The sequence below is a fragment of the Amycolatopsis halotolerans genome, from assembly GCF_042647905.1.
In the GTDB taxonomy this organism is placed as follows: domain Bacteria; phylum Actinomycetota; class Actinomycetes; order Mycobacteriales; family Pseudonocardiaceae; genus Amycolatopsis; species Amycolatopsis halotolerans.
In genome coordinates this window covers 75231-100387 of sequence record NZ_JBHRWI010000015.1, presented here as the reverse complement: position 1 = coordinate 100387, position 25157 = coordinate 75231, and the positions used below count along the sequence as shown (strand labels likewise).

12 protein-coding genes are annotated in these 25157 nt (G+C 71.7%); 7 read left to right on the top strand and 5 right to left on the bottom strand.

All coding sequences use genetic code 11. The features are described 5' to 3' along the window. The first annotated feature begins 7 nt into the window (after nt 1-7). On the top strand, nt 8-454 hold the full coding sequence (locus ACFORO_RS10735; RefSeq protein ID WP_354735000.1) for a hypothetical protein: 447 nt from the start codon (nt 8-10) through the stop codon (nt 452-454). Nucleotides 455-468: 14 nt separating this feature from the next. Next, a complete protein-coding gene (locus tag ACFORO_RS10730) occupies nt 469-1668 on the top strand; it encodes a hypothetical protein (protein ID WP_377868633.1) in 1200 nt (399 codons plus the stop codon). Nucleotides 1669-2061: 393 nt separating this feature from the next. Here the strand turns inward: ACFORO_RS10730 and ACFORO_RS10725 are convergent, their stop codons facing one another. Both ACFORO_RS10725 and ACFORO_RS10720 read right to left on the bottom strand, forming a co-directional pair. Beyond that, nucleotides 2062-3312, bottom strand: coding sequence for a sensor histidine kinase (locus ACFORO_RS10725; protein ID WP_354734998.1), 1251 nt, complete (start codon nt 3310-3312; stop codon nt 2062-2064). Then, the gene (locus ACFORO_RS10720; protein ID WP_354734997.1) at nt 3309-3983 is read right to left on the bottom strand and encodes a response regulator transcription factor; all 675 of its coding nucleotides are present in this window, start codon (nt 3981-3983) and stop codon (nt 3309-3311) included. Before ACFORO_RS10720 ends, ACFORO_RS10725 begins: the two co-directional genes overlap by 4 nt. 34 nt (nt 3984-4017) lie before the next feature. Between ACFORO_RS10720 and ACFORO_RS10715 the strand changes: the two genes are divergently transcribed. From ACFORO_RS10715 to ACFORO_RS10705, 3 genes are read left to right on the top strand one after another with little or no spacing between them, the layout of a single operon-like run. Continuing rightward, nucleotides 4018-5412, top strand: a complete 1395-nt coding sequence (locus ACFORO_RS10715) for a BTAD domain-containing putative transcriptional regulator (protein ID WP_377868634.1) — start codon at nt 4018-4020, stop codon at nt 5410-5412. Then, complete coding sequence (locus tag ACFORO_RS10710) at nt 5412-7052, top strand: right-handed parallel beta-helix repeat-containing protein (RefSeq protein ID WP_377868635.1); 1641 nt, start codon at nt 5412-5414, stop codon at nt 7050-7052. Before ACFORO_RS10715 ends, ACFORO_RS10710 begins: the two co-directional genes overlap by 1 nt. A 10-nt stretch (nt 7053-7062) precedes the next feature. Beyond that, the gene (locus tag ACFORO_RS10705) at nt 7063-7725 is read left to right on the top strand and encodes a response regulator transcription factor (protein WP_354734994.1); all 663 of its coding nucleotides are present in this window, start codon (nt 7063-7065) and stop codon (nt 7723-7725) included. Here ACFORO_RS10705 and ACFORO_RS10700 read toward each other — a convergent pair. Continuing rightward, nucleotides 7707-8390, bottom strand: coding sequence for a hypothetical protein (locus ACFORO_RS10700; RefSeq protein WP_377868636.1), 684 nt, complete (start codon nt 8388-8390; stop codon nt 7707-7709). The two genes, ACFORO_RS10705 and ACFORO_RS10700, sit on opposite strands and share 19 nt — an antisense overlap. 148 nt (nt 8391-8538) lie before the next feature. Here ACFORO_RS10700 and ACFORO_RS10695 point away from each other — a divergent pair, with 148 nt between their 5' ends. Further along, nucleotides 8539-9708, top strand: coding sequence for a sensor histidine kinase (locus tag ACFORO_RS10695; RefSeq protein WP_377868637.1), 1170 nt, complete (start codon nt 8539-8541; stop codon nt 9706-9708). Then, on the top strand, nt 9705-10385 hold the full coding sequence (locus ACFORO_RS10690; protein ID WP_377868638.1) for a response regulator transcription factor: 681 nt from the start codon (nt 9705-9707) through the stop codon (nt 10383-10385). Before ACFORO_RS10695 ends, ACFORO_RS10690 begins: the two co-directional genes overlap by 4 nt. On the opposite strand, the gene ACFORO_RS10685 is transcribed toward ACFORO_RS10690, so the two are convergent. Together ACFORO_RS10685 and ACFORO_RS10680 are read right to left on the bottom strand one after the other, a co-directional pair. Continuing rightward, entirely contained in the window at nt 10343-11554 is a 1212-nt protein-coding gene (locus ACFORO_RS10685) for a macrolide family glycosyltransferase (protein ID WP_377868704.1), read from the bottom strand. The two genes, ACFORO_RS10690 and ACFORO_RS10685, sit on opposite strands and share 43 nt — an antisense overlap. 11 nt (nt 11555-11565) lie before the next feature. After that, nucleotides 11566-24948, bottom strand: a complete 13383-nt coding sequence (locus ACFORO_RS10680; protein WP_377896537.1) for an amino acid adenylation domain-containing protein — start codon at nt 24946-24948, stop codon at nt 11566-11568. Nucleotides 24949-25157 lie beyond the last annotated feature (209 nt).

Sequence of the window (25157 nt, the reverse complement as noted above, 5' to 3'; positions counted from 1 at the left end):
GGGAAAGATGTCCGACGCATCCTTCATCAAGGGGGACCCCGAGGCGATGGCGGTGTTCTCCGCGCAGACCAAGGCCCCGGCGCCGCCCGCGTCGCTGGCCAGGCTGGGGGAGCCGGTCAGCCCGCTGGGCACCGTCGAGGGAATCCTGATGGCCGTGCTGGACAAGGCGGCGACCGGCGTGGTCGGCGCGTACATCGGCAACACCAGCGAGGACATGACGACCATCTCGGCGAAGGTGAAGGCCGCCGCCGCGCAGTACAAGGCCACTGACCTGATCAACAGCATCGACCTGGCGACGTCCACGCTGAAGGTGGCCGACAAGGGAATCGGCGTGCTGAAGCAGTTCTCGGGCGCCGGGAAGACGCCGAGCACCGGCACTGGCACTGGCACCGACACGGGGACCGGCACCGGTGGCGCCTCGCCCGAGCATCCGTCCGCCCCGAAGTCTGTCTGAAGAGGAGTTGACCGGTGATTCCCTACAACGTGCTGCTTCCCGATTTCCACAAGGCGATGATCAACGCCGAGCAGGCGCACATCCCGACCCTGCGCTCCGCCGCGACGATGTGGTCGGAGGTGCATGCCTGGAGCCAGACCGCCGCCGCCGAACTGCGTCGCAACGCGGGCACCGTGACCCTGGCCGGCTGGCAGGACAAGGCCGCAGATTCGTTCGAGTCCAAGGTCGGCCGGTCGATCGCCGACCTGACGACGTGGAGCGACCGGATCGCCGCGTCGCAGGTCTCGACCCAGCTGAACGCGCTGGCCGACACGCTGCCGGTGACGCAAGGTCTCGTCGAGGGCTTCTTCGCCGAATACGCGGCCACCCGGATGAACCCGCTGACGTGGGAATTGGCTTTGCAGGCCTGGCAAAGCTCCGCGACGGTGATGAACGAACTGGGCGGCCAGTACGACGGCGCGATGCTGGCTGTGTGCGGGGCGGCGGGCGTGACGAACCCGGCGGACCTGATCCCGAACTTCACCATCTCCTCGGCGGACGCGGTGAAAACGGCGGACGCGGCGGTGAATCTGCTGACCGAGGTGCAAAGCCTCGCCCAGACAGCGGGAATCGGCAGCGGGTCGGGGACCTCGCCGGACCTGTCGAAGCTCACCAGCGGCCTGCCCGGCGCCATCGGCGGCAACGGTCACGGCCTGAGCCTCGACCCGAAGGATTGGACGTCGGGCCAAGGCATTTCGCTCGCCGGGCTGGGTCCGGGCTCGCTGTCGCCGGGCGACCTGGGCGGTGCGCTCGGCGGGATGCCTTCCGCGGCCGGTTCCGCGCCGGTGGCCTCCGGGTTGCCTTTCGGCGCGCTCGGTGCCGCTGGCGCCGGGATTGGTGCGATGCCCGCCATGCGTTCCACGGCCGCGAAACGAAGCAGCGTGGAACCCGAGGGGACGGCGAGTGGCTCGGCCCGTGGCGGTGCGGGCGGAATGGTGCCGCCGATGACGCCGCACGGTATGGGGGCCGGAGCCGCCGGAACCCTGCGTCCGGGCAGCGCGGAGAACACGGACGGCCAATCCGCCAACGGACGCCGCCGCTCCACCGCGAACGACGGCGTGACGGTCGCCCTTCGGGGCCGGGCCAACGGTGCCCAGGACGGATTCGTGGCGCGGCCGAACCGGTTCGGTGAGTCGGGGAGCGGCACGGTGGAACTGATCAACACCGCGGACTAGCGCCGAGCCGTGACGGCCGAACCTCTGGCTCGGCCGTCACGCTGCTTTGTGGATACGGAGTTCAAGGCCGCGCAGCTGTGGGCATCTGCCACTAATCGGAGGAACGCTGAGCCGTGGCACCCGTATCCGGCCTCTCGGTTCGGCCGTGACGCTGCCTTCGGAAAGCACAGCTCGAAGACCGCCCCGCCCTCGTCCGCGTTGTACACCGTCAACACCCCGTCGTGCGCCACCCGCCCGACGATTGCTGCGTCGCGGCGGCCGGAGCGAACCGCTGGACCCTGTCGTCGTGCGGCCTGAAGGAAGCGGAGTTCGAAGGCATCGCCGACGTCAGCATTGCAGATCGACAGCACGGCGCCGTGAGTTCGCGCGATCCTGCCGACGATCGCTGGGTCGTCACGCCGCTTGCGGGAAGCGGAGCTCGAAAATCGCCCCGCCCTCGTCCGCGTTGTACACCGACAACACCCCGCCATGGGCCTGCGCCACCCACCGCACAATCGACAGCCCCAGCCCCGACGACCCGCCGGTGCTGCTGAACCGGTCGAAGGCGTCCGCGGCCGTGGACGGGTCGATGCCGGGCCCGTGGTCGGCCACCGTGACCGTCCCGCCGTAAACCGTGATGTGCACGATCGCTTCCGCGCCCGGCTGCCTTCCGTAGCGAACCGCGTTGTCCAGCAGGTTGCCGACCGCGCGGCGGATCAGCGTCGGGTCCGCGTTCACCTTCGTCGGGGCCGCGGTCACGGTCACCTGCGCGCCTCCGGTGTGCGCGCTCTCGGCGATGTCGGTGACCAGCTGATCGAGCCACACCGGTTGCAGGTGCAGCTGTTCGACGCCCGCCGCGAGCCGGGCGCGGACCAGCAGGCTGTCGATGATGCTGCCCATGTCGGACGCCAGTTGCACGGTCCGCGGCAGCAGCGCGGCGCGCTGGTCCGGGTTCGCCTGGGCGGTTTCGGCCAGCGCGCGCAGGGCGGCGACCGGGCTGCGGAGGTCGTGCGCGGTCTCGGCGAGCAGCACTTCCTGTTCCTGCAACGCCGCCGCCGCGGGCCGGATCGACCGGCCGGACAGCAGGTGCCCGGCGAAGCCGAGCACGGCGATCAGCAGCACGCAGCCGCCCACCACCAGCAGCACGAACCGCGTGTGCGCGGACTCCGTGTCGGTGAGGTCGGCGGACGCGACGACGGCCCCGAGGTACTTCCCGGACGGGTTCAGCAGCGGCTGCGCGCGAACCAAGACCGACCGGCCGTCGGTGCTCTGCTGGTAGCCCTGGACGAGACCGCCGGTGTGGATCGCGTCCGCGGCGAGCCCGTTGAGCACGCCGGTGTCCATCGGCACGCAGGTGCGGCCGGAGAGGTGCGGCCGGAAGGTCTGGGCGCCGCCGGGCAGGATCGCGAACTGCGGGCAGGCGTTGTTCAGCTCGTCGCTGTTGACGAGCGCGAAGCTGACCACGCCGCCGTCGTAGCCGACCTGCCTGCTGACGGCAGACGTGACGCGGTCGAGGCTCGAAGTGACCTCGGCGGTCCCGCGGTCGGCGTCCTCGTTGACGACGATCCAGGCGAGCACGATCAGCCCGATCGCGTTCATCGTGGTGAACAGCGCGGTCAGGACCCAGCGCAGCCGGCGCAACCGGTCGGCGGCGGAGCCGTTCACTGAGCGCCGAACCGGTAGCCGAGACCGCGCACGGCGTGGATCAGTTCCGGTTCCCGCAGCTTCCGCCGCAGCCGCTTGACCACCGCGTCGACCGGGTTGGACTTGTCGCCCATTTCCTCCGGAGCCGCGGCCCAGCAGTGTTCGAGCAGTTCCGCCCGGCTCACCGCCTGCCCGGACCGGACGAGGAGGTATTCGAGCACGGCGAACTCCTTGTTCGACAGGGTGAGCAGCACGTCGGCCCGGCGGACCTCGCGCCGCGCGCAGTCCATCACGAGGTCGTCGTGGCGCAGCACCGAGGGCCGGTCCGACCCGCTGCGCCCGCACAGGTTCAGCACCCGCTGGGTCAGCTCGGCCATCGCGAACGGTTTGACCAGGTAGTCGTCCGCGCCGTGCTCGAACCCGGCGACGCGGTCGGCCGGCGAATCGCGGGCGGTGAGGAACAGCACGGGCGTGTGCCAGCCCTGGCGGCGGAGCGCGTCGACGTAGCCGAGGGAATCGCCGTCGGGCAGCATCCGGTCGAACACCGCGCAGTCGTAGGCGTGCGAGCCGAGCGCTCTCCCGGCGGCGGCGAGGTCTCCGCAGACGTGCACGCCGAGTCCGGCCGCGCCCAGCTGCGCGGCGACCGCGACCCGCATGTTCTCGTCGTCTTCGACGACCATCACCGTTGTCATCCAAACCTCAGGTGTCCCGATGGAAAGTTAGCGCATGGAGTTTCAACTACTCGGTCCGCTCGAGGCGCGCCCGTCGAGCGGCACCCGCATCGAGCTGAGGGCGACGAAGCCGGGCGCGCTCCTGGCGTTGTTGCTCCTGCACGCTAACGCCTGGGTCCGCGTTGATCAGCTGATCGCCGGAATCTGGCATGAACAGGCCGTGCCCGCCTCCGCGCTGCGCAACCTGCGCAGCTACGTGTGGCAGCTGCGGCAGAGCGTGGGGGAGCGGCTGGAAAGCCGGCCGGGCGGCTACCGGATCAAGGTGCTGCCGGGCGAACTGGACACCGAGCTGGTCGAAACGCTGGCGGAATCCGGCCGGGCGGCGCTGGCCGAGGCGGCGTACGAGACCGCGGCCGAGCGGCTTTCCGCCGCGCTGGGGCACTGGCGGGGCGAGCCGTTCGAAGGTCTCGAGTTCGACGGCGCGCGGGCCGCGGCGGCGAACTGGGAGGAACGGCGCGCCGAGCTCCGGTGCCTGCTCGCCGAGGCGTACCTCGCGTCGGACCGCGCGACGGACGCGATCACGCTGCTGCGCGAGGTCGCCGACCGCGACCCGCTCCGTGAAAGCGCATGGGCTCGGCTCGTGCTGGCCCTGCAGCAAGCCGGTCGTCCGGCTGAGGCGCTGGCCGCGTTCGAGCACGCTCGGAAGCTGCTGGCCCGCGAGCTCGGCTGGGAACCGGGGCCGGAACTCGTTGCCGCGCAGCGGAAGGTGCTGCAAGAACGGCAGCCCGGCACGGGCGCGAAGCTCAGCCTGGTCGCGGGCGGCGGTTCCGCGCCGCGACCGGCCGGGATCGACGGGCTGCTGGCGTCCGCCGCGAGCGAGGTGCTGATCATGTGCGCCACCGTCGGGCCGGGACCGGCGGAGGTCGTGCGCCGGCTGGGTCAGGCGACGCTGCGGCCCGGCGTGCGCTATCGCGTGCTGTGCCCCGATTCCGCCCGGCTGTCCGGTGCTCTCGGCGGCCTGGCGCTCGCCGGCGCGGACGTGCGGACCGTGGCCGACGTGCCGATGGACGCGCTGGTCGTCGACCGTTCGGCCGCGGTGCTGCCGGACGACCGGGCCGGGAGTTCGTCCGCGGCGGTGTTCCGGCTGCCCGGCGTCGTCGCGGCGACGGCCGGGTTGTTCGACCGGATCTGGCCCGAGGCCGTGCCGCTGATCCCGACCGGTCTCGACGACCGCGAGGGCGCCGCGGGGCTCACCCGCCGCGAGCGCGATCTGCTGACCCTGCTGTGTTCCGGCAGCACCGACGAATCCGCCGCGGCGCGGCTGGACATCTCCGTGCGCACGGTCCGCCGGATGGTCGCCGACATCATGAACCGGCTCGGCGCGCGCAGCCGGTTCCAGGCCGGGGCGAAGGCGGCCGGGCGGGGCTGGCTGATGGCCGAGGCGGGCTGATGACGAACGCACGACGCCTCCTCGTCGCCGACCGGCCCGGCGCGTACCCGACGATCGGGGACGCGCTCTCCGCCGCTCCGGACCACGCCGTGATCACCGTCGCCGAGGGCCGGTACCGCGAGGTGCTCGCCCTGTCCGGCCTGCACGTGACGCTGACCGCGGAGGCCGGGGCGCGGGTGATCGTCGACGGTGCCGGAGCGGAGCATCCGGTGCTGCACGCGGTCGGCGGATCCCTGACGCTGCAAGGGATCGAGTTGCACGCGGGCGAGTCGGCCGCGTTGGCCGCGGAGAACGTTGAGCTGGTCGTACGCCGCTGCCTGATCACCGGCGGGCGCGGGCCCGCGGTGCGGATCGAGGGGACGGCGGGGTTTGAGCTGACCGGCTGCTCGCTCGAGGCCGTCGAACAGGGCGTGGTGATCGAAGGCAGTCCCGGACGGCTGGTGGACACCGTCATCGAGGAGGTGACCGGGGACGGCGTCGTGATCGGCATGGGCGCCGCACCGGTGTTGCGCGGCTGCACCGTGACCGGGTGCGGGCTGCGCGGGGTGTACGTCTACCAATACAGCCGCCCGGTGTTGGAAAACTGCGCCATTTCGCGGACCGGCTCGGACGGGATCGCGGTGGCCCAGCACAGCTCGCCGCTGCTGCGGCAGTGCACCGTCCGGGACGCGCGCGGTTTCGGCATCGCGTTCGCGGCCGGATGCGGCGGCAGTATCGAGGAGTGCCGGGCGGAAAACACCGCGGAGCCGGGCATTTCCCTCGCCGACGGTGCGAACCCGACCGTCGTGGAGGCGACCGGACCGGCCGGTTCCGGCAACGGGGCGCCGGACGAGCTGCTGACCGAACTCGACACGATGGTCGGCCTCCCTCGCGTCAAGGCCGAGGTGCGTTCGCTGGTGGACGAACTGCAGGTCAACGAATGGCGGCGGAACGCGGGACTGCCGGTCGGCGGCGCGAGCCACCACCTGATCTTCGCCGGCGCGCCCGGCACCGGGAAGACGACCGTGGCCCGGCTGTACGGGCGGCTGCTGCAAGCACTGGGGGTGCTGCCGCACGGCCAGTTCCGGGAGGTGTCGCGGCGCGATCTCGTGGGCCAGTACATCGGCCACACGGCGGAGAAGACCGCGCTGATCTTCGAGGAGGCCAAGGGCGGGGTGCTGTTCATCGACGAGGCCTACACGCTGTCGCGCGCGGGCTCGGCGGGCGGCGACTTCGGGCAGGAGGCGATCGACACCCTGGTGAAGATGATGGAGGACCACCGGGACGAGGTCGCCGTGATCGTGGCCGGGTACACGAAGGAGATGGCGGGGTTCCTGTCCGCCAACCCCGGGCTCGCGTCGCGGTTCGGCAAGACGATCGAGTTCGAGAACTACACCCCCGGCGAACTGCTCGGCATCATCGAACGGATGGTCTCCAGCCAGGACTACGAGCTGGACGCGGCCGCGGAACCGGTGCTCGTCGACCACTTCGCGCGGATCTCCGGCGACGAGAACTTCGGCAACGCCCGCGACGCGCGGCGGCTGTTCGAGGGCGTGCGGAAGTCGCAGTCCCAGCGGTTGCGGCTGCTCGGCCGGGTGCCGACGCTCGAGGAACTGCGGAGCCTGAGCATCGCCGACATCGAGGCGGCGGTGGCCCGCTAACCTGGGCTTCGTGCGGGTGCTGGTGGTCGAAGACGATGACAATTTGCGGATAGCTCTCGACGTTTCGTTGCGCAGTGCCGGATTCGCCGTGGACGCGGTGGGCGATCTGCCGGTCGCCGACGAAGCGCTCTTCGTCAACGCCTACGACTGCGTGGTCTTCGACCGGATGCTGCCGTCGGGCGACTCGCTCGGCTATGTGCAGCACCGGCGCCGGTCCGGCTGGCTGGTGCCGGTGCTGTTCCTGACCGCTCGCGACAGCACCGCCGACCGCGTCGCGGGCCTGCAGCTCGGCGGCGACTACCTCGTCAAACCGTTCGAGATGGCCGAGCTGGTCGCGCGCGTCCGCAGCCTCTGCCGGCTGAGCCCCGCGCCGCGAACCCGCCCGGCCGTCCTGCGCCGCGGCGACGTGGAACTCGACGCGGGCACTCGCGAGGTGCGCCGCGCGGGCGTGCTGCTCACCCTGGCTCCGAAGGAGTTCCTGGTCCTCGAACGCTTGATGGCCGCGGCGGGCGCGCCGGTGCCGCGCAAGGAGCTGATCGAGCACGCGTGGGACCGGATGGCCGACCCGGACTCGAACGTCCTGGAGGTCGTGGTCCGGCAGCTCCGGCGCAAACTGCGGGAACAGACCCTGATCGAGACGGTCCGCGGCGTCGGCTACCGGTTCGCCGGGTAACGGCCTGCTCGCCGTGGCAGGAACACGGCGAGCCCGAGGAACCAGGCCATGCCGAGGTAGCGGCCGATCGGCAGGAAGGGGGAGAACCCCTTGGCCAGCAGCGAAAGCATGGACAGCACGGAAAGCGCGGCGACCCCGAGGCCGAACCAGGCGAGCCACTTCGGAAGGCCGCGCGCGCCGGTCGAGACCGCGGCGGTGAGGAGCCCGGTGGTGGCGATCTGGACGGCCGCGCCTGTGCTGAAGCTGAGGTCCGTGACGGCGCGGTAGACGGCGAGGTTGTCGGTGATTCCGGGCAGGGAAAGGATCCATTGAATGCTGGCCGAAAGCAGGAGAAATACCGCTGCCGCGGTCCCGGCGGACCGGGCGAGCGCGGCATGGGCCTCGCGGCCGAGGCGGTGCAGGTAGGCAGCTGACCAGCCTGCGAAGACCAGCAGTGCGAGACCGCTGACGGCTTGGCAGAAGGCGGCGATCGGGAGGCCGCCGTGGCTGGTTGCGGCGAGGTAGGCCGCAACCTCGGAGTTCGTCGAGTACGGCGTGACTATGGACGCACCTCGGTTGTGCCCGAGCAGGCCCGGGAGGACTAGGGACGCCAGGAAGAAGGCCACATAGGACACTGCGGCCAGTACGCCGGTGCGGACGCGGGATTCGGTAGTGGTGGTGGGCATGCCAGGGATCATGCGGCGGTCCGCGGCCGGTGCGCGTCGCTTCGGAGGCGTATCCCGGCCTGCTCCCGCGGGAGTACGTCCGGGAGCGTAGCGGCGAATGCGCTTCCGGACGGACGCGCCAGCACCGCGAGACGCGGACGATGGCGTGGTGACATCTGGTCGGGCCGCCGCAGCATCCCGCCGTCTGCCGGGCGGCGGGAATGCGTTGCTGGCCTTGGCTTTCGCCGTGGCCGCCGCTGCGGTTGCCGTCGTCGCCCACAGCGCATCGTGGGCGGGGTGGGTGACTGCCGCCGTAGCCGGTGCCGCCGTGGCGTGGTGGCGGACCCGCCCGACGCTCGCGTTGCTGGCCGGATTCGCCATGTACGCCGCGGATCTGCTCCTGGGCACGGTGCCCGCGCCGGTATTCCTGCCGCTGGTCCTCTTGTTCGCCGCCACGGTGGTACTCGGCCGCCGCCCGGTCGCCTACGCGGTGCTAGCTGCCGGGTACGCGCTGGCCGTCAGCGTCCCGGTGCCCGGCTGGGATGCGCCCACCCTGGCTTCGGCGGTCGGGTTGGCAGCGTGGTTTCTCGTGCTGGCCGTTGCCGCGGAACTCGTCCGGGTCCGGCGGCAGGCACGCCAAGCCCGCGAGGCCGAGCTGGCCGGTGAAGCGCGAACCCGGCGGGAACAAGCCTTGCGCCGAGCCGGGGACGAACGGCTCAGGATCGCGCGCGACCTGCACGACGTGCTCGCTCACCAGCTGGCGTTGATCACCGTCCAGGCCAACGCCGGGCTCGCCCTGCTCCCGCGCGATCCGCAAGCCGTCGAACAGGCGCTGACCGCGATCAAGGACGCGGGAAACTCCGCGCTCGGCGAGGTGCGCGCGGTGCTGGACGCGCTGCGTGCGCCCGAATCCGGCCACGTCCCGTACCGCCCGAGCCCCCGGCTTTCCCAACCCGGCGACCTGGCCGAACTGCTCGACGGAGCGCGCGCGGCGGGACTGCGCGTCGCGACCGAGATCGAGGACGCGCTGCCGTCGTTGCCCGTCCCGGTGGACCAGGCCGCGTACCGGATCGCCCAGGAAGCGGTCACGAACGCGATCCGGCACGCCGGTGCGGGCGCGACCGTCGGACTCCGCCTGTCCTGCGCCGACGACCGGCTCGAGCTGACCGTGACGGACGACGGCGGAGGCAGTCCTCGCGGAGGAGCATCGGGCGGCGGCAACGGGCTGCCGGGAATGCGGGAACGCGCGACGGCGTTCGGCGGCGCGCTCACGACAGGCCCGGTTCCCGGCGGCGGTTACCGGGTCGCCGCGGTCTTGCCGGTTGGCAGCGCCTGGTGACCGGTCCGATCCGGGTCGTTCTCGCCGACGATCAAGCACTGGTGCGCGCGGGCATCCGGGTGCTGCTGGAGACCAGTCCGGACCTCGTGGTGGCAGGCGAAGCCGCCGACGGCGAGACCGCGCTGAACCTCGTGCGGGAACTGCGGCCCGACGTCGTCCTGATGGACATCCGCATGCCCGGCCTCGACGGACTCGCCGCGACCGGCCGGATCGCCGCGGACCCGCGGTGCGGCGGGACCCGCGTGGTCATGCTCACCACCTTCGACCTGGACGAGTACGTCTTCGAGGCGCTGCGCCGGGGCGCGGCCGGATTCCTGGTGAAGAACAGCGAACCGGGCGAACTCGTGCGCGGCGTCCGGGCCGCCGCGGCCGGGGACGCGCTCCTCGCCCCGGGCGTCGCGCGCAGGCTGATCACGGAATACGCCGCCCGCACGAAGCCGGTCCCGTCCGCCGCGGCGGCGCTCTCCGCGTTGACCGGGCGGGAGCGGCAGGTACTGGCACTGGCCGGGACGGGACTGTCCAATGCGGACATCGCGGCTAGGTTGCGGGTCAGTCCGCTGACCGCGAAGACCCACGTGTCGCGCATCATGGGCAAGCTGTCGGTGCGGGACCGGGCGGGGCTGGTCGTGCTCGCCTACGAAACCGGCCTGGTCCGTCCCGGCTGGGCGGCCGAGTGACCTCCGATACCCCTCGCCGCCGCCAACTCCGCCTCGATCAGATCAGCAGCCCGCGCGGTCCCGCCCTCCGCCATCAGCTCCTGACGAACCTCGGCCAACCGAGCTGCGACCTCCGGCGACCCGACCAGCTCCAGCAAGCTCTCCCGCAATGCTCCGGCAGTCACGCGGCCAGGATCGATCCTGCGCCCGACCCCGAGCCGAACCAGCACGTCGGCGTTGTCCGGCTGATCGGTGTGCGGGTCCTGGGGCACCGCGATCATCGGCACGCCGTGAAACAGCCCCTCCACGCACCCGCCCATCCCGCCGTGGGTCACGAACGCGGAGGCCTTCTCCAACACCGCCAGCTGCGGCACCCAATCCCGCACCTCGACCGTCCCCGGCAACTCCCCGAGCACGGCCGGGTCGACGTGCTTGCCGATCTGGAGCACCACGTGCCACCCGGGCAGGTCGCCGAACGCCGCGACGCAGTCCCGGTAAAAGCCGGGCTTGCCGGTGAACGTCGACCCCAGCGACACGAGCAGCACCCGTTCCACCCCGGCGGGAGGCTGCCACGCTTCCGATCGTGCACCGAAGCAAGGGCCGACGAAGGTGGTCCGCCGCGAGTCCACCCGGTCGGGGTTCGGCTGCAGCACCCGGGGAATCAGGGCGAGTTCCCGCGCCGGACGGCCGAGGTAGCCAGACGGGATTCCGTTGTTGCGCAACCACTCCGCCCACCGTCCGTAATGGACGGAGAAGCGCGGATCACGTCGCCGCTCCTCGAATTCGCGCAGGAGCTCGTCGTCGCTGCGGTCCGGTACGGAGTTCGGCGAGAACATCACGTGCGGCACCCGCCACTGTTCGGCCAGCACTCGGACCGCGCCCACGCCCTGGTCGTAAAGGACCAGGTCCGGCCGGTCGTGCTCGAACGCCGCCCGGAGCTGCGGAGTCATCGCGATCGCGTCGTCGAGGAACAGGTCCCGGTGCGCGATCTCGTCGGACGGCCATTCCGCACGGCCGTCCAAATAGGACAACAGCGTCGACCGATACGGAATGAAATCCGCCCCGACGGCGGTGATCACGTCGGCGAAAGCGGGATCGTTGGCATAGCTCACCCGATGCCCGCGCGCGACGAGTTCCCGGATGACCTCCAGGCTCGGCAGCACGTGACCGTACGACGGCAGATTCGCCATGCAGAGATGCGTCACGACGACTCCAGCCGGGAAAGCGGCGCGTCGGGCGCGTCGACGGCCGCGGCGAGCAGCGTCCGCAGCTTGTCGAGCAGGCCGGCGGCGGTGGCGCGGTCGAACAGGTCGCCGGAGTAGTGCAGGTAGGCGTCCAGTTCGTTCGTCCGCGCCTCCTGGAACTCCAGGTACAGGTCGTGGTCGTGCGAGTCGGTGCCGATGGCGACCGGACGCTCGTCGCCCCGGTTCGCGCCGACCGGCAGGTCCTGCAGCGCTAGCTGGACCTGGAACAACGGGTGCCGGTCCGGCGTCCGCGCGCCCAGTTCCGCCACCAGCCGGTCGAAGGGCACGTCCTGGTTGGCGTACGCGGTCAGGTCCACCTCGCGCACCCGCGCCACCAACTCCCGGAACGACGGGTCTCCGGCGGTGTCCGTGCGCAGCACCAGGCAGTCGGCGAAACAGCCGACGAGATCGTCCAGCTCCGGACGCGGACGGCCGGCGACCGGCGTGCCCAGCGGCAGGTCGGTGGCACCGCTGAGACCGGTGAGGAGAGCGGCCAGCCCTGCGTGCAGCACCATGAACAGGCTCGCCCCGCATTCCCGGGCCACCGCGGTCAGTCCGTCGCGCAGCCCGGCCTCGAACCGGCCGAGCACCGTCCCGCCTCGCCCGGTCCGGAGGGCCGGTCGCGGCCGGTCGGCGGGCAGCGGGATTTCCGCGGGCAGCCCGGCGAGCGTGGATCGCCAGCGGGCGAGCTGTTCCTCGACGCGCAGATCACGGTGCCACACCGCGTAATCCGCATAACGAACCGGAAGCGGCGACCACGTGGGCGGAGCACCGGCGCGTCGAGCGGAGTAGGCCTGGCGGAAGTCGCGGGACAGCACGTCCAGCGACCAGCCGTCCGCGGCGACATGCGGGAGCACCAGCAGCAGAATCGGCTCCGCGCCGGCGACCAGGTAAACGTGCAGCGGCGGCTCACGCGTGAGGTCGAACGGTTCGGCCGCTGCCGCCGACAGCACCTGATCCAAGTCACCGGCGGTCAGCCGCCGCACCTCAGGCGGTGCTGGAGGCAGGATACGTTGGTACGGCTGGCCTTCATGCACGTCGTAGACCGTCCGCAGTGATTCGTGGCGGGTGACGAGATCGGCCAGCGCGGCGGTCAGCGCGGGCTCGTCCAGCTCCGGCAGCCGCAGGGCGAGCGGAAGCACCGTCGTGGCCGTCGGCCCGTGCAGCTGATCCCGTGCCCAGAATCGGAACTGACTGTGCGACAACGGGATCCGGTCAGGAAGAGGCTGCCGCTCCAGCGGTGCCGTCACAGCGGGCCGAGCCCGCTCCACCCGCGCGGCGAGCCCGGCCGCGGTCGGGTGATCGAACAGCTCGCGCACGGCGAGTTCAACCCCGAGCAGGTCCCGGATCCGGGAGACCGCCCGCATCGCCAGCAGCGAATGTCCGCCCAGCGCGAGGAAATCCTCGTCGACGCCGACCGGCGAACGGTCGAGTGTGTCGGCGAAGACCTCGCAGAGCATCCGCTCGTGCGGGGTGCGCGGAGCCCGGCTCGCGATCGGAAGCGCGGGCTGGGGCGCGCTCGGCCTAGGCAGCGCCGCGCGGTCGATTTTTCCATGGGCAGTACGCGGAATCTGCGCCATCACCAGCAGTGCGGACGGCACGAGGTGGACCGGCAGGCGCGCCGCGAGCCCGGTCCGCACCGCGGCGGGATCGACCGCGGCGCCGGGCGCGGGCACGAGATAGCCGATCAGCCGCCCGTCGTCCGGCACGACCACGGCCTGCCCCACGTCTGGGTGATCCGTCAAAGCGGCCTCGACCTCGCCCGGTTCGATCCGGATACCGTTGACCTTGACCTGGTCGTCGACGCGCCCTTCGTAGTGCAGGAGCCCGTCCGCGTCCCAGCGGCCCAGGTCGCCGGTCCGGTACATCCGCGCGCCGGGCGGGCCGAACGGGCACGCGGTGAACCGCTCCGCGGTCAGCCCCGGCCGTCCCAGATAGCCCCGGGTGAGACCGGGACCGGCGACGTAGATCTCGCCGATCGCTCCCGGGGCCACCGGCGCGAGCCGCGAGTCCAGCACGAACACCTCGGTGTCCCGGATCGGGCGGCCGATCGGCGCGACGGCGCGGCCGGAACCGGGGGAGCAGGGCCACAACGTCACGGTGTCGGCGGCCTCCGCTGGGCCGTAGGTGTTCACCATCCGGCGGCCGCGCGCCCACGTCTCGATCAGCGGGCCCGGACAAGCTTCGCCCCCGACCACGAGGGTGCGCACCCGAGGCAGGCTCTCCGCCGGGACGGTCGCCAGCACCGCCGGAGCGAGCTGCACGTGCGTGACCTCGTGTTCAGTGATCCACTCGGCCAGCGATGGCCCTTCCAGGATGACATCCGGGCCTGGCAGCACCAGGTGCGCGCCGGATAGCAAGGCCGAGCACAGTTCGGAAATCGCCGCGTCGAAGCTCGGCGACGACAGCTGGGAGACGGTCGAGTCCGCGTCGACAGCGAATCCGTCGATCTGCGCGGCAGCCATGCTCGCGACCGCCGCGTGCGGGACGGACACCGCCTTCGGCGTCCCGGTCGAACCCGAGGTGTAGAGCACGAACGCGGGGTTGAGCGGCCGGAGTTCGACCTTCGGCGCCGTGTCCGGTTGCTTGGCAAGGGCGGTCCGGGGATCGGCGAGATTGAGGTGCGGCGTGTCCAGCTCCTCGTGCGCCAGCGTCAGCACCGGCTGAGCGTCGGCGAGCATGAACCGGATCCGCTCGGCCGGGTAAGCCGTGTCCACCGGCAGCACCGCCGCCCCGGACTTGAGCACCGCCACGATCGCCAGCGCGTGGTCGGCTCCGCGCGGCACCGCGACGGCGACGACGCGCTCCGGCCCCGCGCCGTGGGCGATCAGCAGATGCGCGAGCCGGTTGGCCGCCGCGTCGAATTCCGCGTAGGTGTAGGAAATCCGTGCATCGGAGACCGCAGGCTGATCCGCGTAGCGCGTGGCGATCCGGCTGAACCACTCCGCGACAGTGGTCGTAGGCCGCAGGATTCGATCGGGTTCGTCCGCGACTGTCAGCAGGATCTGGCGGAAGCGCTCGGCCAGCTCGGTCGCCGTCGCCGGGACGATGACATCAGGCCGGTAAGCCAGCCGGATGCCGAGCTCCGCGCCGGGGCGCACAGTCAGATCGAGCGGGTAGTGCGTCGCCTCCCGCCCGCTGACCCCGGTGAAGAGCGCGTCGCCGCCTGGGAGTTCTTTGGCGCCGGCGTAGTTCTCCACGACGGTCGCGGTGTCGAACAGCTCGCCGTGCCCGGCGAGGCGCTGGATCTCCGCGAGGTCGAGGTACTGATGCTCGAACAGCTCGGCCTGTTCCCCCTGGAGCCGCCGCACGAACTCGGCGAGCGGCTCGTCGGCGGCCAGCCGGACGCGCACCGGGAGCGTGTTGATCAGCAGGCCGATCAGCTCGCTCGCCGCGGGCAGGTCCGGCGGCCGCCCGGACACGGTGGTGCCGAACACGACGTCCGCGCGACCGGTGTGCTCGCTGAGCAGGATCGCCCAGGCGGCCTGGACGGCCGTGTTGAGCGTGACGCCGAGCTGCCGCAGCCGCGCCGACAACCTGGTGTAGTCCTCAGTGGACAGTGCAGCGGTGAGCTCGACCGGATCAGCGGTCGCGCGGCGGTCGGCGATCAGCGTGGGGCTGGTGAGGCCGTTCAGGGAAGACCGCCACGCCTGAACTGCTGCCTCGCGGTCGCGCTCGCCGAGCCAGTCGAAGTAATCGCGCAGTTCCACCACCGACGCTCGGTGGTTCCCGGCGTACCCGCGGCGAACCTCGTCCAGCAGCAGCGGAATCGACCATCCGTCCAGCAGGACGTGGTGATAGGTGAGCACCAGCCGGTTCTGTCCGCCGGGCAACCGCACCAGCAGCGCCCGCAGCAGCGGCGGCTTGGTGAGGTCGAACGGCCGGGCCGCCTCCGCCTCCACTGCGCCACTGTCACGTAGATCGCTCCACTCCAGCTCCGGCTTCGCCGGAATCACGGCGACCGGTTCGCCGGAACTGACCGTCGGGAACGCCGCGCGCAGGTGCGGATGCCGCTCCAGCGCCGAGACCACTGCCGTCCGCAGCCGTGAAGCATCCACGTCGCCGGTGAGGTCGAGGCTGAGCTGCATGCGATAGCGGTCAGCGTCGGCCCCGTCGAGGTTGGCGTGGAACACGAAGCCGCGTTGCAAGGGCGTGAGCGGGAGGACGTCGACGAAGCCGGGGTACTCCGCCGCGATTCTGTCCACATCGGACTGGCGCAGCGGCGTCAGCGGGAAGTCGGACGGCGTGTGCCCGCCAGCGCCGGGAATCCGGGCGTGGTCGGCCAACGCGGTCACTGCCCAGGTCCAGCTCTCCGCGAGATCCCGGACGTCCTCTTCGGACAGCAGCGCCGGGGCGCAGGTCCAGGTGGCGCCGAGGACGGGGCCGTCCGGGCTTTCGGTGACGTGGGCGTCGACGAGCAGGGGATGCCCCAGCGGCTGCCGGTTGCCGGAACCGCCGGTGATCACCTCGGCGGTCAGCGCGCCGTAGTCGGTCACCGGAGCCCAGTCGGCTTCGGCTGACGGGGTGAACCGGCCGAGGTAGTTGAACGCGATCTGGGCCGAGGGGGCGGTGGCAAGGCCGGCCGCGGTGTCGGGGTTGAGGTAGCGCAGGAGGCCGTAGCCGAGGCCCTGACCTGGTGCGGAGCGGACCTGCTCCTTGACCCGCCGCAGGGACGCGCCCACGTCGGCGCCGCCGGACCAGACGTCGTCCCACCGGAGCGGGCCGGGGTCGAGGCGCACCGGACGCATGCTGGTGAACCAGCCGACGGTGCGGGTGAGGTCGATCGCCTCGTCGAGGTCCGCGCGGCCGTGTCCCTCGACGTCCACCCGGAATGCGGTGCGCGGCAAGCCGTTGCGCTCCCGCCAATCGGCGACCGCGATCGCGAGCGCGGTGAGCAGGACGTCCTCCGCCGAGGCGTGGAAGGCCGCGCACACCGGACCGAGCACGGCGCGGGTGGTGTCCACGGGCAGCGAGACGGTGTGGTGCGTCGCGGTGCCGAAGGTGTCTCGTTCGCGGTTCAGGCTTCCCGTGGTGATCGCGGGGCCGGTGTTCGCCACGACCGAGTGCCAGTACGGCAGCTCTGCCAGCCGCCGCGTGGACCGGGCTTCCTCGTGGAGTCGGGTGGCCCAGGCGCGGAAGGACGTGGGTACCGGCGGCAATGGCGTGTCCGGGGCCTCGCAGGCGGCGGCGAGATCCGACAGGAGGATCGGCCAGGACACGATGTCGACGGCCAGGTGGTGCACGATCAGGAGCAGGCTGCCCCGGCGGTCAGGCCCGGCGTCGAACCAGACTGCGCGGACGATCACGCCCTGCTCCGGCGCGAGTGAAGCGCCTGCTGCCGCGGCCTCTGCCTGGGTGAGCGCGTCGGTGTCCGGGCCGGTGGCGTCGACCCGCCGAAGGCAGCTCCCCGCGCTGGCCTGGATCTCGATCGCCCCTCGCGTCCACCGCATCCGCAGCATGTCGTGCCGCGCGAGGACCTGCTCCAGCGCACCCGCCAGCCGAGCCTCGGCCAGCCCGGCGGGGGTGTGCACGAACGCCGACTGGCTGAACCGGTCGATGTCCCCGCCGGTCTCGGTCAGCCAATGCATCACCGGTGTCAGCGGCGCCTTCCCGCCGAGCTCGACTTCGGCCCGGACCCGCGCCACCGCGGCGAGCCCGGCGGGACTGCCGTGCCGGAACACCTCCCGCAGCGTGAACCCGAGACCGGCGGCCTGCGCCCGCGTCACCAGCTGGATCGCGGAAATGCTGTCCCCGCCCAGGTCGAGGAACCCGTCGTCCGCGCCGACCTCGGTCGTGCCCAGTACCGAACCGAAGATCCGGCACAGCGTCTCCTCCCGCGCGGTGGCCGGGCGACGAGATTCGGGGCGGTCCGGGCGGGGGAGCGCGGCACGGTCGACCTTGCCGTTGGCCAGCCGAGGCAACTCGGCGAGCCCGACGACCGCACCCGGCACCACAGCTTGCGGCAGCACCCGGCCGAGATGCTCCCGAACGTCCGCAGCGTCGATTTCCGGGACCACGTAAGCGATCAGGCGCTTCTCGACGGTGACCACGACGGCCTGCTCGACGTCCGGATGCGTCAGAAGGGCCGCTTCGATCTCGCCCGGCTCCACCCGGACGCCGTTGATCTTCAGCTGCCCGTCGGTCCGGCCATCGTAGTGCAGCGTGCCCTCGGAATCCCAGTGCGCGAGGTCGCCGGTCCGGTACATGCGCGCGCCCGGCGGACCGTACGGACAGGCGGTAAAGCGCTCGGCGGTCAGTGCGGGCCGGTCGCCGTAACCGCGGGCGAGACAGTCTCCGGCCAGGTACAGCTCGCCGGTGATCCCCGGCGGGAGCGGGCGCAGCGCCGAGTCCAGCACCAGCACGCGCACTCCCGGCATCGGCTGACCGATCGCGGCGACGGCCGTGCCGGAGCCGGGCTCGCAGTCCCACAGGGTCGCCCAGATCGTCGCCTCGGTCGGACCGTAGGCGTTGACCACCGTTCGGCCTTCACCCCATCGCTGCGCCAGTTCGCCGGGACACGCCTCGCCGCCGACGATCACGGTGGTCAGCCCGACGGCGGATTCGGGCGGGATCGTGCCCAGCACCGTCGGCACCAGCTGCGCGTGGGTAATTTCCGCCTCGCGCAGCCAATCGCCGAGTCCGGCCCCGGCGCGCGGCACGCTGGAATCCGGGATCACCACGGTCGCGCCCGCTGCGAGCGGCGCGAACAGTTCCGCCACCGAGATGTCGAACGCCGCCGACGTGGTGTGCGCCATCCGGGCGTCCTCGCCGAGGCGGTAGCCGGTCACGAAGGCAGCGACAGCGTTCGCAACCGCGGCACGCGTGGTGACAACCGCCTTCGGGGTCCCGGTAGAGCCCGACGTGTAGAAGAGAAAAGCTGGATGCTGCGGCATCGTGCGATCAACCGGTCGCGTGTCGGGCTGGTCGATCGTGCTTGGGAGGACGAGGTGCGGGCCAGGCAGACCGTCGAGCGTCGCCGCGGTTCCGAGCGTCAGCAGCGGGCGGGAGTCTTCCACCATGAACTGTCGGCGCTGCGGGGGATGGTTCAGGTCGAGTGGCAGCGCGGCCGCGCCTGCGCGAGTGATCGCGAGCAGCGCGGTCAGATACGAGGCGGACGGCGGGATCGCCATCGCCACTGTCCTTTCCGGACCCGCGCCGTGCTCGATCAGCAAGTGCGCCAACCGGTTCGCCGCCGCGTCGAGTTCGCGATAGGTGAGCTGAACCTCCGCGTCACGCACCGCGACCCGGTCCGTGCCAGCCGAGATCGGATCGAACGGCCGTGCTCCTGAAGCTGCGCCCAGGCCCGTGGCGAGCAATGCCTTCGCACGGTCGTCGGTCAGCAGCCGGATCGCCTCCGTCGGTTGCGCGGGCTCATCGACGATCGCCGTCAGCAGGCTGAGGAAGCTCTCGGCGACCTCCGTCGCGCTGTCCGCGCTGAGCACGTCCGGTCGGTAAGCGAGTTCGATCGTCAGCTCGCGGCCGGGAATCACGTAGAGGTAGAGCGAGTAATGCGTCGACTCCTGCCTGCCGAACCCGGTCACCGCCAGTTCGCCGGTGCGGCCGAGCCCGCCCATGTCCGGGTAGCTCTCGACCACGGTCGCGGTGTCGAACAGCACCCCGTGCCCGGCCGCGCGCTGGATGTCGGCGAGACCGAGGTATTGGTGCTCCAGCAGATCCGCCTGCTGGTCCTGGACCTGCCGCAGCAGCCCGGCGAGCGGCCCGTGCGGCGAACACCGGACCCGGACCGGGATCGTGTTGATCAGCAACCCCACCATCCGGTCCGCGTGCTCCAGCTCCGCCGGACGCCCGGACACGGTGGTACCGAACACGACATCTGCCTTGCCGGTGAGCCTGCCGAGCAGAACCGCCCACGCGGACTGCACGGCGGCGTTGAGCGTCAGGTCCAGCCCGCGCAGGCGCTCCCGGAGGGCAGCGAAGACGTCCGCCCGCAGCCGGGCACTGACCAGCTCCGGCCGGACAGTGCGCGAGCGGGGCCGGGCCACCAGAGTCGGCCCGTCGAGATCCCGCAACGTCTGCGCCCACGCCTTGGCCGCGACCGCGTGCTCCTGTTCCGCAAGCCAGCGCAGGTAATCGCGGTGATCGGCGGCGGGAGGCAACTTCGCGCCGGCGGCCAGCGCGAGCAGTTCGCGGATGACGATGGGCGTCGACCAGCCGTCCAGCAGCACGTGGTGCAGGGTCAGCAGCAGCCGTGACCGGCCTTCCCCGAGCGTCAGCAGCGCGGCCCGCAGCAGCGGTGGATCGGCAAGGTCGAACGGTGCCTGCAGTTCCTCGGCGGAGATCCGCTCGGCCTCGTGCCCTGCCGAGGAAACCTCGCGCCAGTGCGGCGGACGGTGCGCCGGGATGACCTGCACGAGGCGACCGTCGCGGGTGGCCGGGAACGCCGCGCCGAGGTTCGGGTAGCGACGGACCAGTGTGTCGACTGCGGCGTGCAGGCGGTCCGGATCGAGGTCGCCGTCCACGTCGAGCGCCAGTTGCACCCGGTAGTTCTCGTCGTTGTCGTAACTGCCGTGGAACACCAGACCTTGCTGCAGCGGCGTCAGCGGTACCACGTCGACCAGGCCCGGGTAGTCGCGAAGCAGATCGTCAACCTCGGCCTGGTTCAGTTGCGCCAGCGGGAAGTCGGCGGGCGTGCGGCGGTCGCCGGCCAGCCGCGCGAGCCGGGCCGGGGTGCGGCGCAGGAACAGCTCGTGCGGCGTGAAGCGGACTCCCTTCGCCTGCACGCGGCCGACCAGCGTGATCGCCAGCAGGCTGTCCCCGCCGAGCGCGAAGAAGCTGTCGTCGACGCCGACCTCGGCAAGCCCGAGCACTTCGGCGAACACCTGGCAGAGCAGCTGCTCCGCAGAAGTCGTCGCGCGGGTGGTGCTCGTCGCGGACCGGACTGGGGCTGGTAACGCGGCAAGGTCGGTCTTACCGTTGCGGGTGGTCGGGATCTCGTCCAGGACAACGAGGTCAGCGGGGACGAACGCGCCGGGCAGGGTCGCGGCGAGCCCGGTCAGCACGCCCTCGACGTCCACTGTGGACGCCGGTGCGGGCACGACGTAGCCGACGAGGCGTCGCCTGCCCGGCTCGTCCTCCCGCACCACGACCGCCGCACGATCGATCGCCGGATCGGCGCGCAGGGCCGCTTCGACCTCAGCGGGCTCGATCCGCACGCCGTGGATCTTGACCTGCTCGTCGACGCGCCCGCAGAAGTGCAGGATGCCGTCGGCGTCCTCGCGGACCAGGTCTCCGGTCCGGTACATCCGCGCGCCCGGCGGGCCGAACGGGCAGGCCACGAACCGCTCCGCCGATAACCCCGGACGGTCGGCGTAGCCACGGGCGAGCCCCGTTCCGGCCAGGTACAGCTCGCCGGGTTCGCCAGGCTCCAGCGGACGCAACCGCGCGTCGAGCACGTGCGCGGCGACACCTGGCAGGGGACGGCCGATCGGAGCGGTCGCCGTCGTCGCGCGACCAGGCCGGTGCCGCCACAGCGTCGCGACCACCGTGGTTTCCGTGGGCCCGTAGGTATTCCAGATCTCCCGGTCCGGCCCGGCGAGACGGTCGAGCAGATCCGCCGGGCACGGCTCGCCGCCGAAAATCAGCAGCCGCACCGACTCCAGGTCCTGCGCCGTCCACGCCGCGGCGAGGGCGGGCACCGTCGAGACCACGCTGATCCCGCGCTCTCGCAGCCAAGGCCCCTCGACCGTCTCCCGGGCCGCCGGGACCAGGCACGCACCGCCGCGCCACGCCAGCCAGATCTCCTCGCAGGACCCGTCGAAAGCGACCGAAAGCCCGGCGAGAACCCGATCGCCCGGCCCGAGCGGCTGACCAGCGCGGAATAACCGCGCCTCGCTGTCCACAAAGGACACCGCAGCGGAATGCGGGACGGCCACGCCCTTCGGCCGCCCGGTGGAGCCCGACGTGAAGATCACCCAAGCCTCGCCGTCAGCCCGGCCCCCGGCCGCGGAGCGCTCCTCGACCCGGTCGCCTTGCCGCACCACAGCTCGGACCGCGGCCTCAGCGAAGACCCGTTCGACGCGCTCGTCCGGGTCGTCGGCATCCACCGGGACATAGGCTGCCCCGGCGAGGAGCACGCCGAGGATCGCGACGTACAGCTCAGCCGTGCCGGAGGGAACCCGCACGCCGACCCGATCGCCCGCGCCGACCCCGTGCCCGCGCAGGCGCTCGGCCAGCGCACCAGCCTGTTCAGACAGTGCGGAGTAGCTCAGCACCGTGGTTCCGTCGTCGAGCGCCGCGGCCGCCGGATGCCGCCGCACGGTCTCGGCGAAGACGTCCGACAGCGTCCGTTCTGCGACGCGGGAGTCAGTGCGCGACAGCACTTCCCGCGGCTTCTCGGACATGGCGGCGGCGATCCGCGCGGGGGTCCGCCGCCGGAACACGTCCCGAGGCGAGAACGCCAGACCCGCCTTGCGCGCGCGGTTCACCAGCCGGATCGAGGACATGCTGTCGCCGCCCAGCGCGAAGAAGCTGTCCTCCGGCCCAGCCTCGGCCAGCCCGAGCACCTCGGCGAACAACCGGCAGATCACCTCGACCGTGCCGGACACCTCTCCGCGCGGAGCGGCAGGCACCGCGGGCGCGGGCAAGGCGCCCCGGTCGAGCTTGCCGTTGCGAGTGAACGGAATCGACTCCAGCACGACCAACGCACCAGGCACCAACCCGCTGGGCAGACGTCGTGCGAGGTCCGCCAGTGCCGCATCGGTGTCCACAGCGGACCCGGTCACGTATCCGACGAGCCGTCCTTCGCGGAGCACGACGACCGCGTGCTCGACGTCCGGCCGCGCCAGCAGAGCGGCCTCGATCTCGCCCGGCTCGACCCGGATCCCGTTCACCTTGACCTGGTCGTCGGCGCGGCCCTGGAACTCCAGCAGCCCGTCGTGGCCCCACCTCGCGAGGTCGCCGCTGCGGTACATCCGCGCACCCGGCGGCCCGAACGGACACGCCACGAACCGCTCCGCCGACCGGCCCGGCTGGCCCAGATAACCCCGGGCGACACCAGAACCCGCGAGGTACAGCTCCCCGGTCACGCCCGGCGGCACCGGTTTGAGCGCCGCGTCCAGCACGTACGCCTGAGCGCCCCGATGCGGGCGGCCGATCGGCACGGTCGGTGTCTCGGCGCCGGGCTCGAAGTCCCAGAGCGTCGCGCTGACCGTCGCCTCGGTCGGGCCATAGGCGTTGACCACCCGGCGTCCGTCCCCGTGCCACCTCGCGGCGAGGTCCGTCGGGCACGCTTCGCTGCCGACGAACACCGTCTGGACGCTGCGGAGCGAGCCATCCGGAAGGCTGGCGAGGACCGTCGGGGTGAGCAGCAGTTCGGTGACGGCCTGATCGTCCAGCCACTTCGCCAGGTCCTCGCCAGCGGTTGGAGCCTCGGGGATCACCAGCGTCGCGCCGGCGGCCACCGCGGCACCGATCTCGGCGACGGAGGCGTCGAAGGCCGCCGAGGCGAGCTGCGCGACCCGCGACTCGCCGGTCAGCCCCAGCCGCTCCGCCCACGTGGCCGCCAGTCGCGCCCACGACCCGCGCGTGACCACCACGCCCTTCGGCTCGCCGGTCGAACCCGAGGTGTGCAGCAGGTAGGCGGCGTTGTCCGGAAACGCCGGACGCGTGACAGCCGCGGTGGGCAGATCGTCCAGCGCGTCCAACACGACGGGGTCGCTGCCCGGCGGCAGCAGGTCCACTGTGGACGAGGTGGCCAAGGTCGCCGTGGTATTCGCCAGCAGCTTCGCGATCCGCGCTGGCGGGGTGGCGGCGTCGATCGGGGCGAACGCGGCTCCAGCGCGGAGCACCGCCAGCACAGCGGTCAGGTAGGCGGCCGAACGCGGCGCGACGATCGCCACGACGTGCTCCGGACCGATCCCGCGCGCGGCCAGCACCTCGGCTAGGTGCTCGACGCGTTCGTGCAGTTCGGTGTAGGTCAACGTGGCGTCGGCAGCTTCCACCGCCGGGCGTTGCGGCGCGTTCTCGGCGTGACGGGCGAGCAGATCGGGCAGCTGTTGCGGCGCAGCCGAGGGTTCTCCCGTGCTCCAGGCCAGCACCTCCGCCAGCTCATCGTCGATGTGCACGGGCAGGTCGCGCAGCCGCGTTTCCGGCGCGTCCAGGGCCGCGGCCAGCAAGCCGAGATACCGCCGGGGTAACGCCTCGGCACTGCGCCGCTGGAACAGATCGGTCCGGTACAACAGCCATCCGTCCACAGCGGACAGTTCGAACGCCAGATCGGCACGGGCCCACCCGTTGTGAATCGACTCGTGCCCCGACGACGGAACATAGTTGAACGCGACCCGGGACAGCTGCCCGAACCGGTCCGCGGCGCCGGCGCTGAACTCCTCAGCGATCTCCTGGAACGAGATTCCCTTGTGCCGCAACCCGTCGAAGAGCGCGTCCCGGACCCGCGAGACCGCTTCGGCGAAGGTCAGCCCGGCAGGCAGCGCGACCCGCACGATCACCGTGTCGATGAACATCCCGATCACCGACCGCGTCTGCCGGTCCCGGCTGGAGGTCGGCACCGCGATGGCCACGTCAGCGGTGCCCGACAGCCGCGCCAGCAGCACGTGATGCGCGGCCAGCAGCACCATGAACGCCGTCGCGCGGAGGCCGCGCCCGACTGCGGTCACGCGGTCGATGAACCCGTCCGGCAGGCGAAACGGCACCGCTGCGGCCTCGTGTCCTGGCACGGCGGGCCGGGGCAGGTCCGTGGGCACCAAGTCCGGCAGTTCGGCGAGCTGATCGCGCCAGTACGCCAGCCGCCGCTCCTGATCGCCGCGAGCGGAGCGCTGCCGCACCGAGTAGTCGGCGTATTGCGTCGCGAGTTCGGGCAACTCCGGCGGCCGCCCAGCCGCCCACGCCGCGCACAGTTCGTCCAGCTCGGCCTGCAGCAGCACACTCGACGCGGCATCGAACACCGCATGGTGGACCACGAACAGCAGCCAGTAGTCCACGTCGGACAGGCGCACGCACACCGCACGCCACAGCGGCGCGCGATACAGGGGGAGCGGTCGAAGGCTCAGCTCCCGCAGCAGGCCGCGAGCCTCCGCCTCGGCCTCGTCGTGCCCGCGCAGGTCGACGTGTTCGACGTCCAGGACAACCTCGTCGTGGATGGTCTGGTGCGGCACTCCGTGCTCGTCGGCGGCCAGCGACGTGCGCAGGGCTTCGTGCCGGGCGGCGACGGTCGCGAGCAGTTCTTCGATTTTTTCCGGCGGCAATGCGACCGGCGGCAACGTCATTGCCGCCGAGATGTGGTAAGCCGGGGAATTCGGCTCGAATTGGCTGGCGAACCAGATCCGTTCCTGTTCGCACGAGGCGGGACAGATCCGTTCGGCCATGAGCAACTCCCGAAGCCAGCGAGCCCGAGCGGGGCCGAGATGTGCCCGCATTGTTTCCGCGCCCGCCAGGTCCGGTCAAGTGCTGACCAGCCGCGACGCGGTATCCGGGGTTCGCTTCGGCCCTGTCCGAAATGCTGGCTGCCGCGCCGGCGGGTGTGCTGCACTGCGCGTATCGGCTCTCCGCCGAGAGTGAAATGGTGAGGGGTGGA

Coding starts and splice junctions, on each gene's coding strand:
- ACFORO_RS10710 (WP_377868635.1), top strand. CDS start 5,412: ATGACGAACGCACGACGCCTCCTCGTCGCCGACCGGCCCGGCGCGTAC.
- ACFORO_RS10735 (WP_354735000.1), top strand. CDS start 8: ATGTCCGACGCATCCTTCATCAAGGGGGACCCCGAGGCGATGGCGGTG.
- ACFORO_RS10720 (WP_354734997.1), bottom strand. CDS start 3,983: ATGACAACGGTGATGGTCGTCGAAGACGACGAGAACATGCGGGTCGCG.
- ACFORO_RS10685 (WP_377868704.1), bottom strand. CDS start 11,554: ATGGCGAATCTGCCGTCGTACGGTCACGTGCTGCCGAGCCTGGAGGTC.
- ACFORO_RS10680 (WP_377896537.1), bottom strand. CDS start 24,948: ATGGCCGAACGGATCTGTCCCGCCTCGTGCGAACAGGAACGGATCTGG.
- ACFORO_RS10715 (WP_377868634.1), top strand. CDS start 4,018: ATGGAGTTTCAACTACTCGGTCCGCTCGAGGCGCGCCCGTCGAGCGGC.
- ACFORO_RS10700 (WP_377868636.1), bottom strand. CDS start 8,390: ATGCCCACCACCACTACCGAATCCCGCGTCCGCACCGGCGTACTGGCC.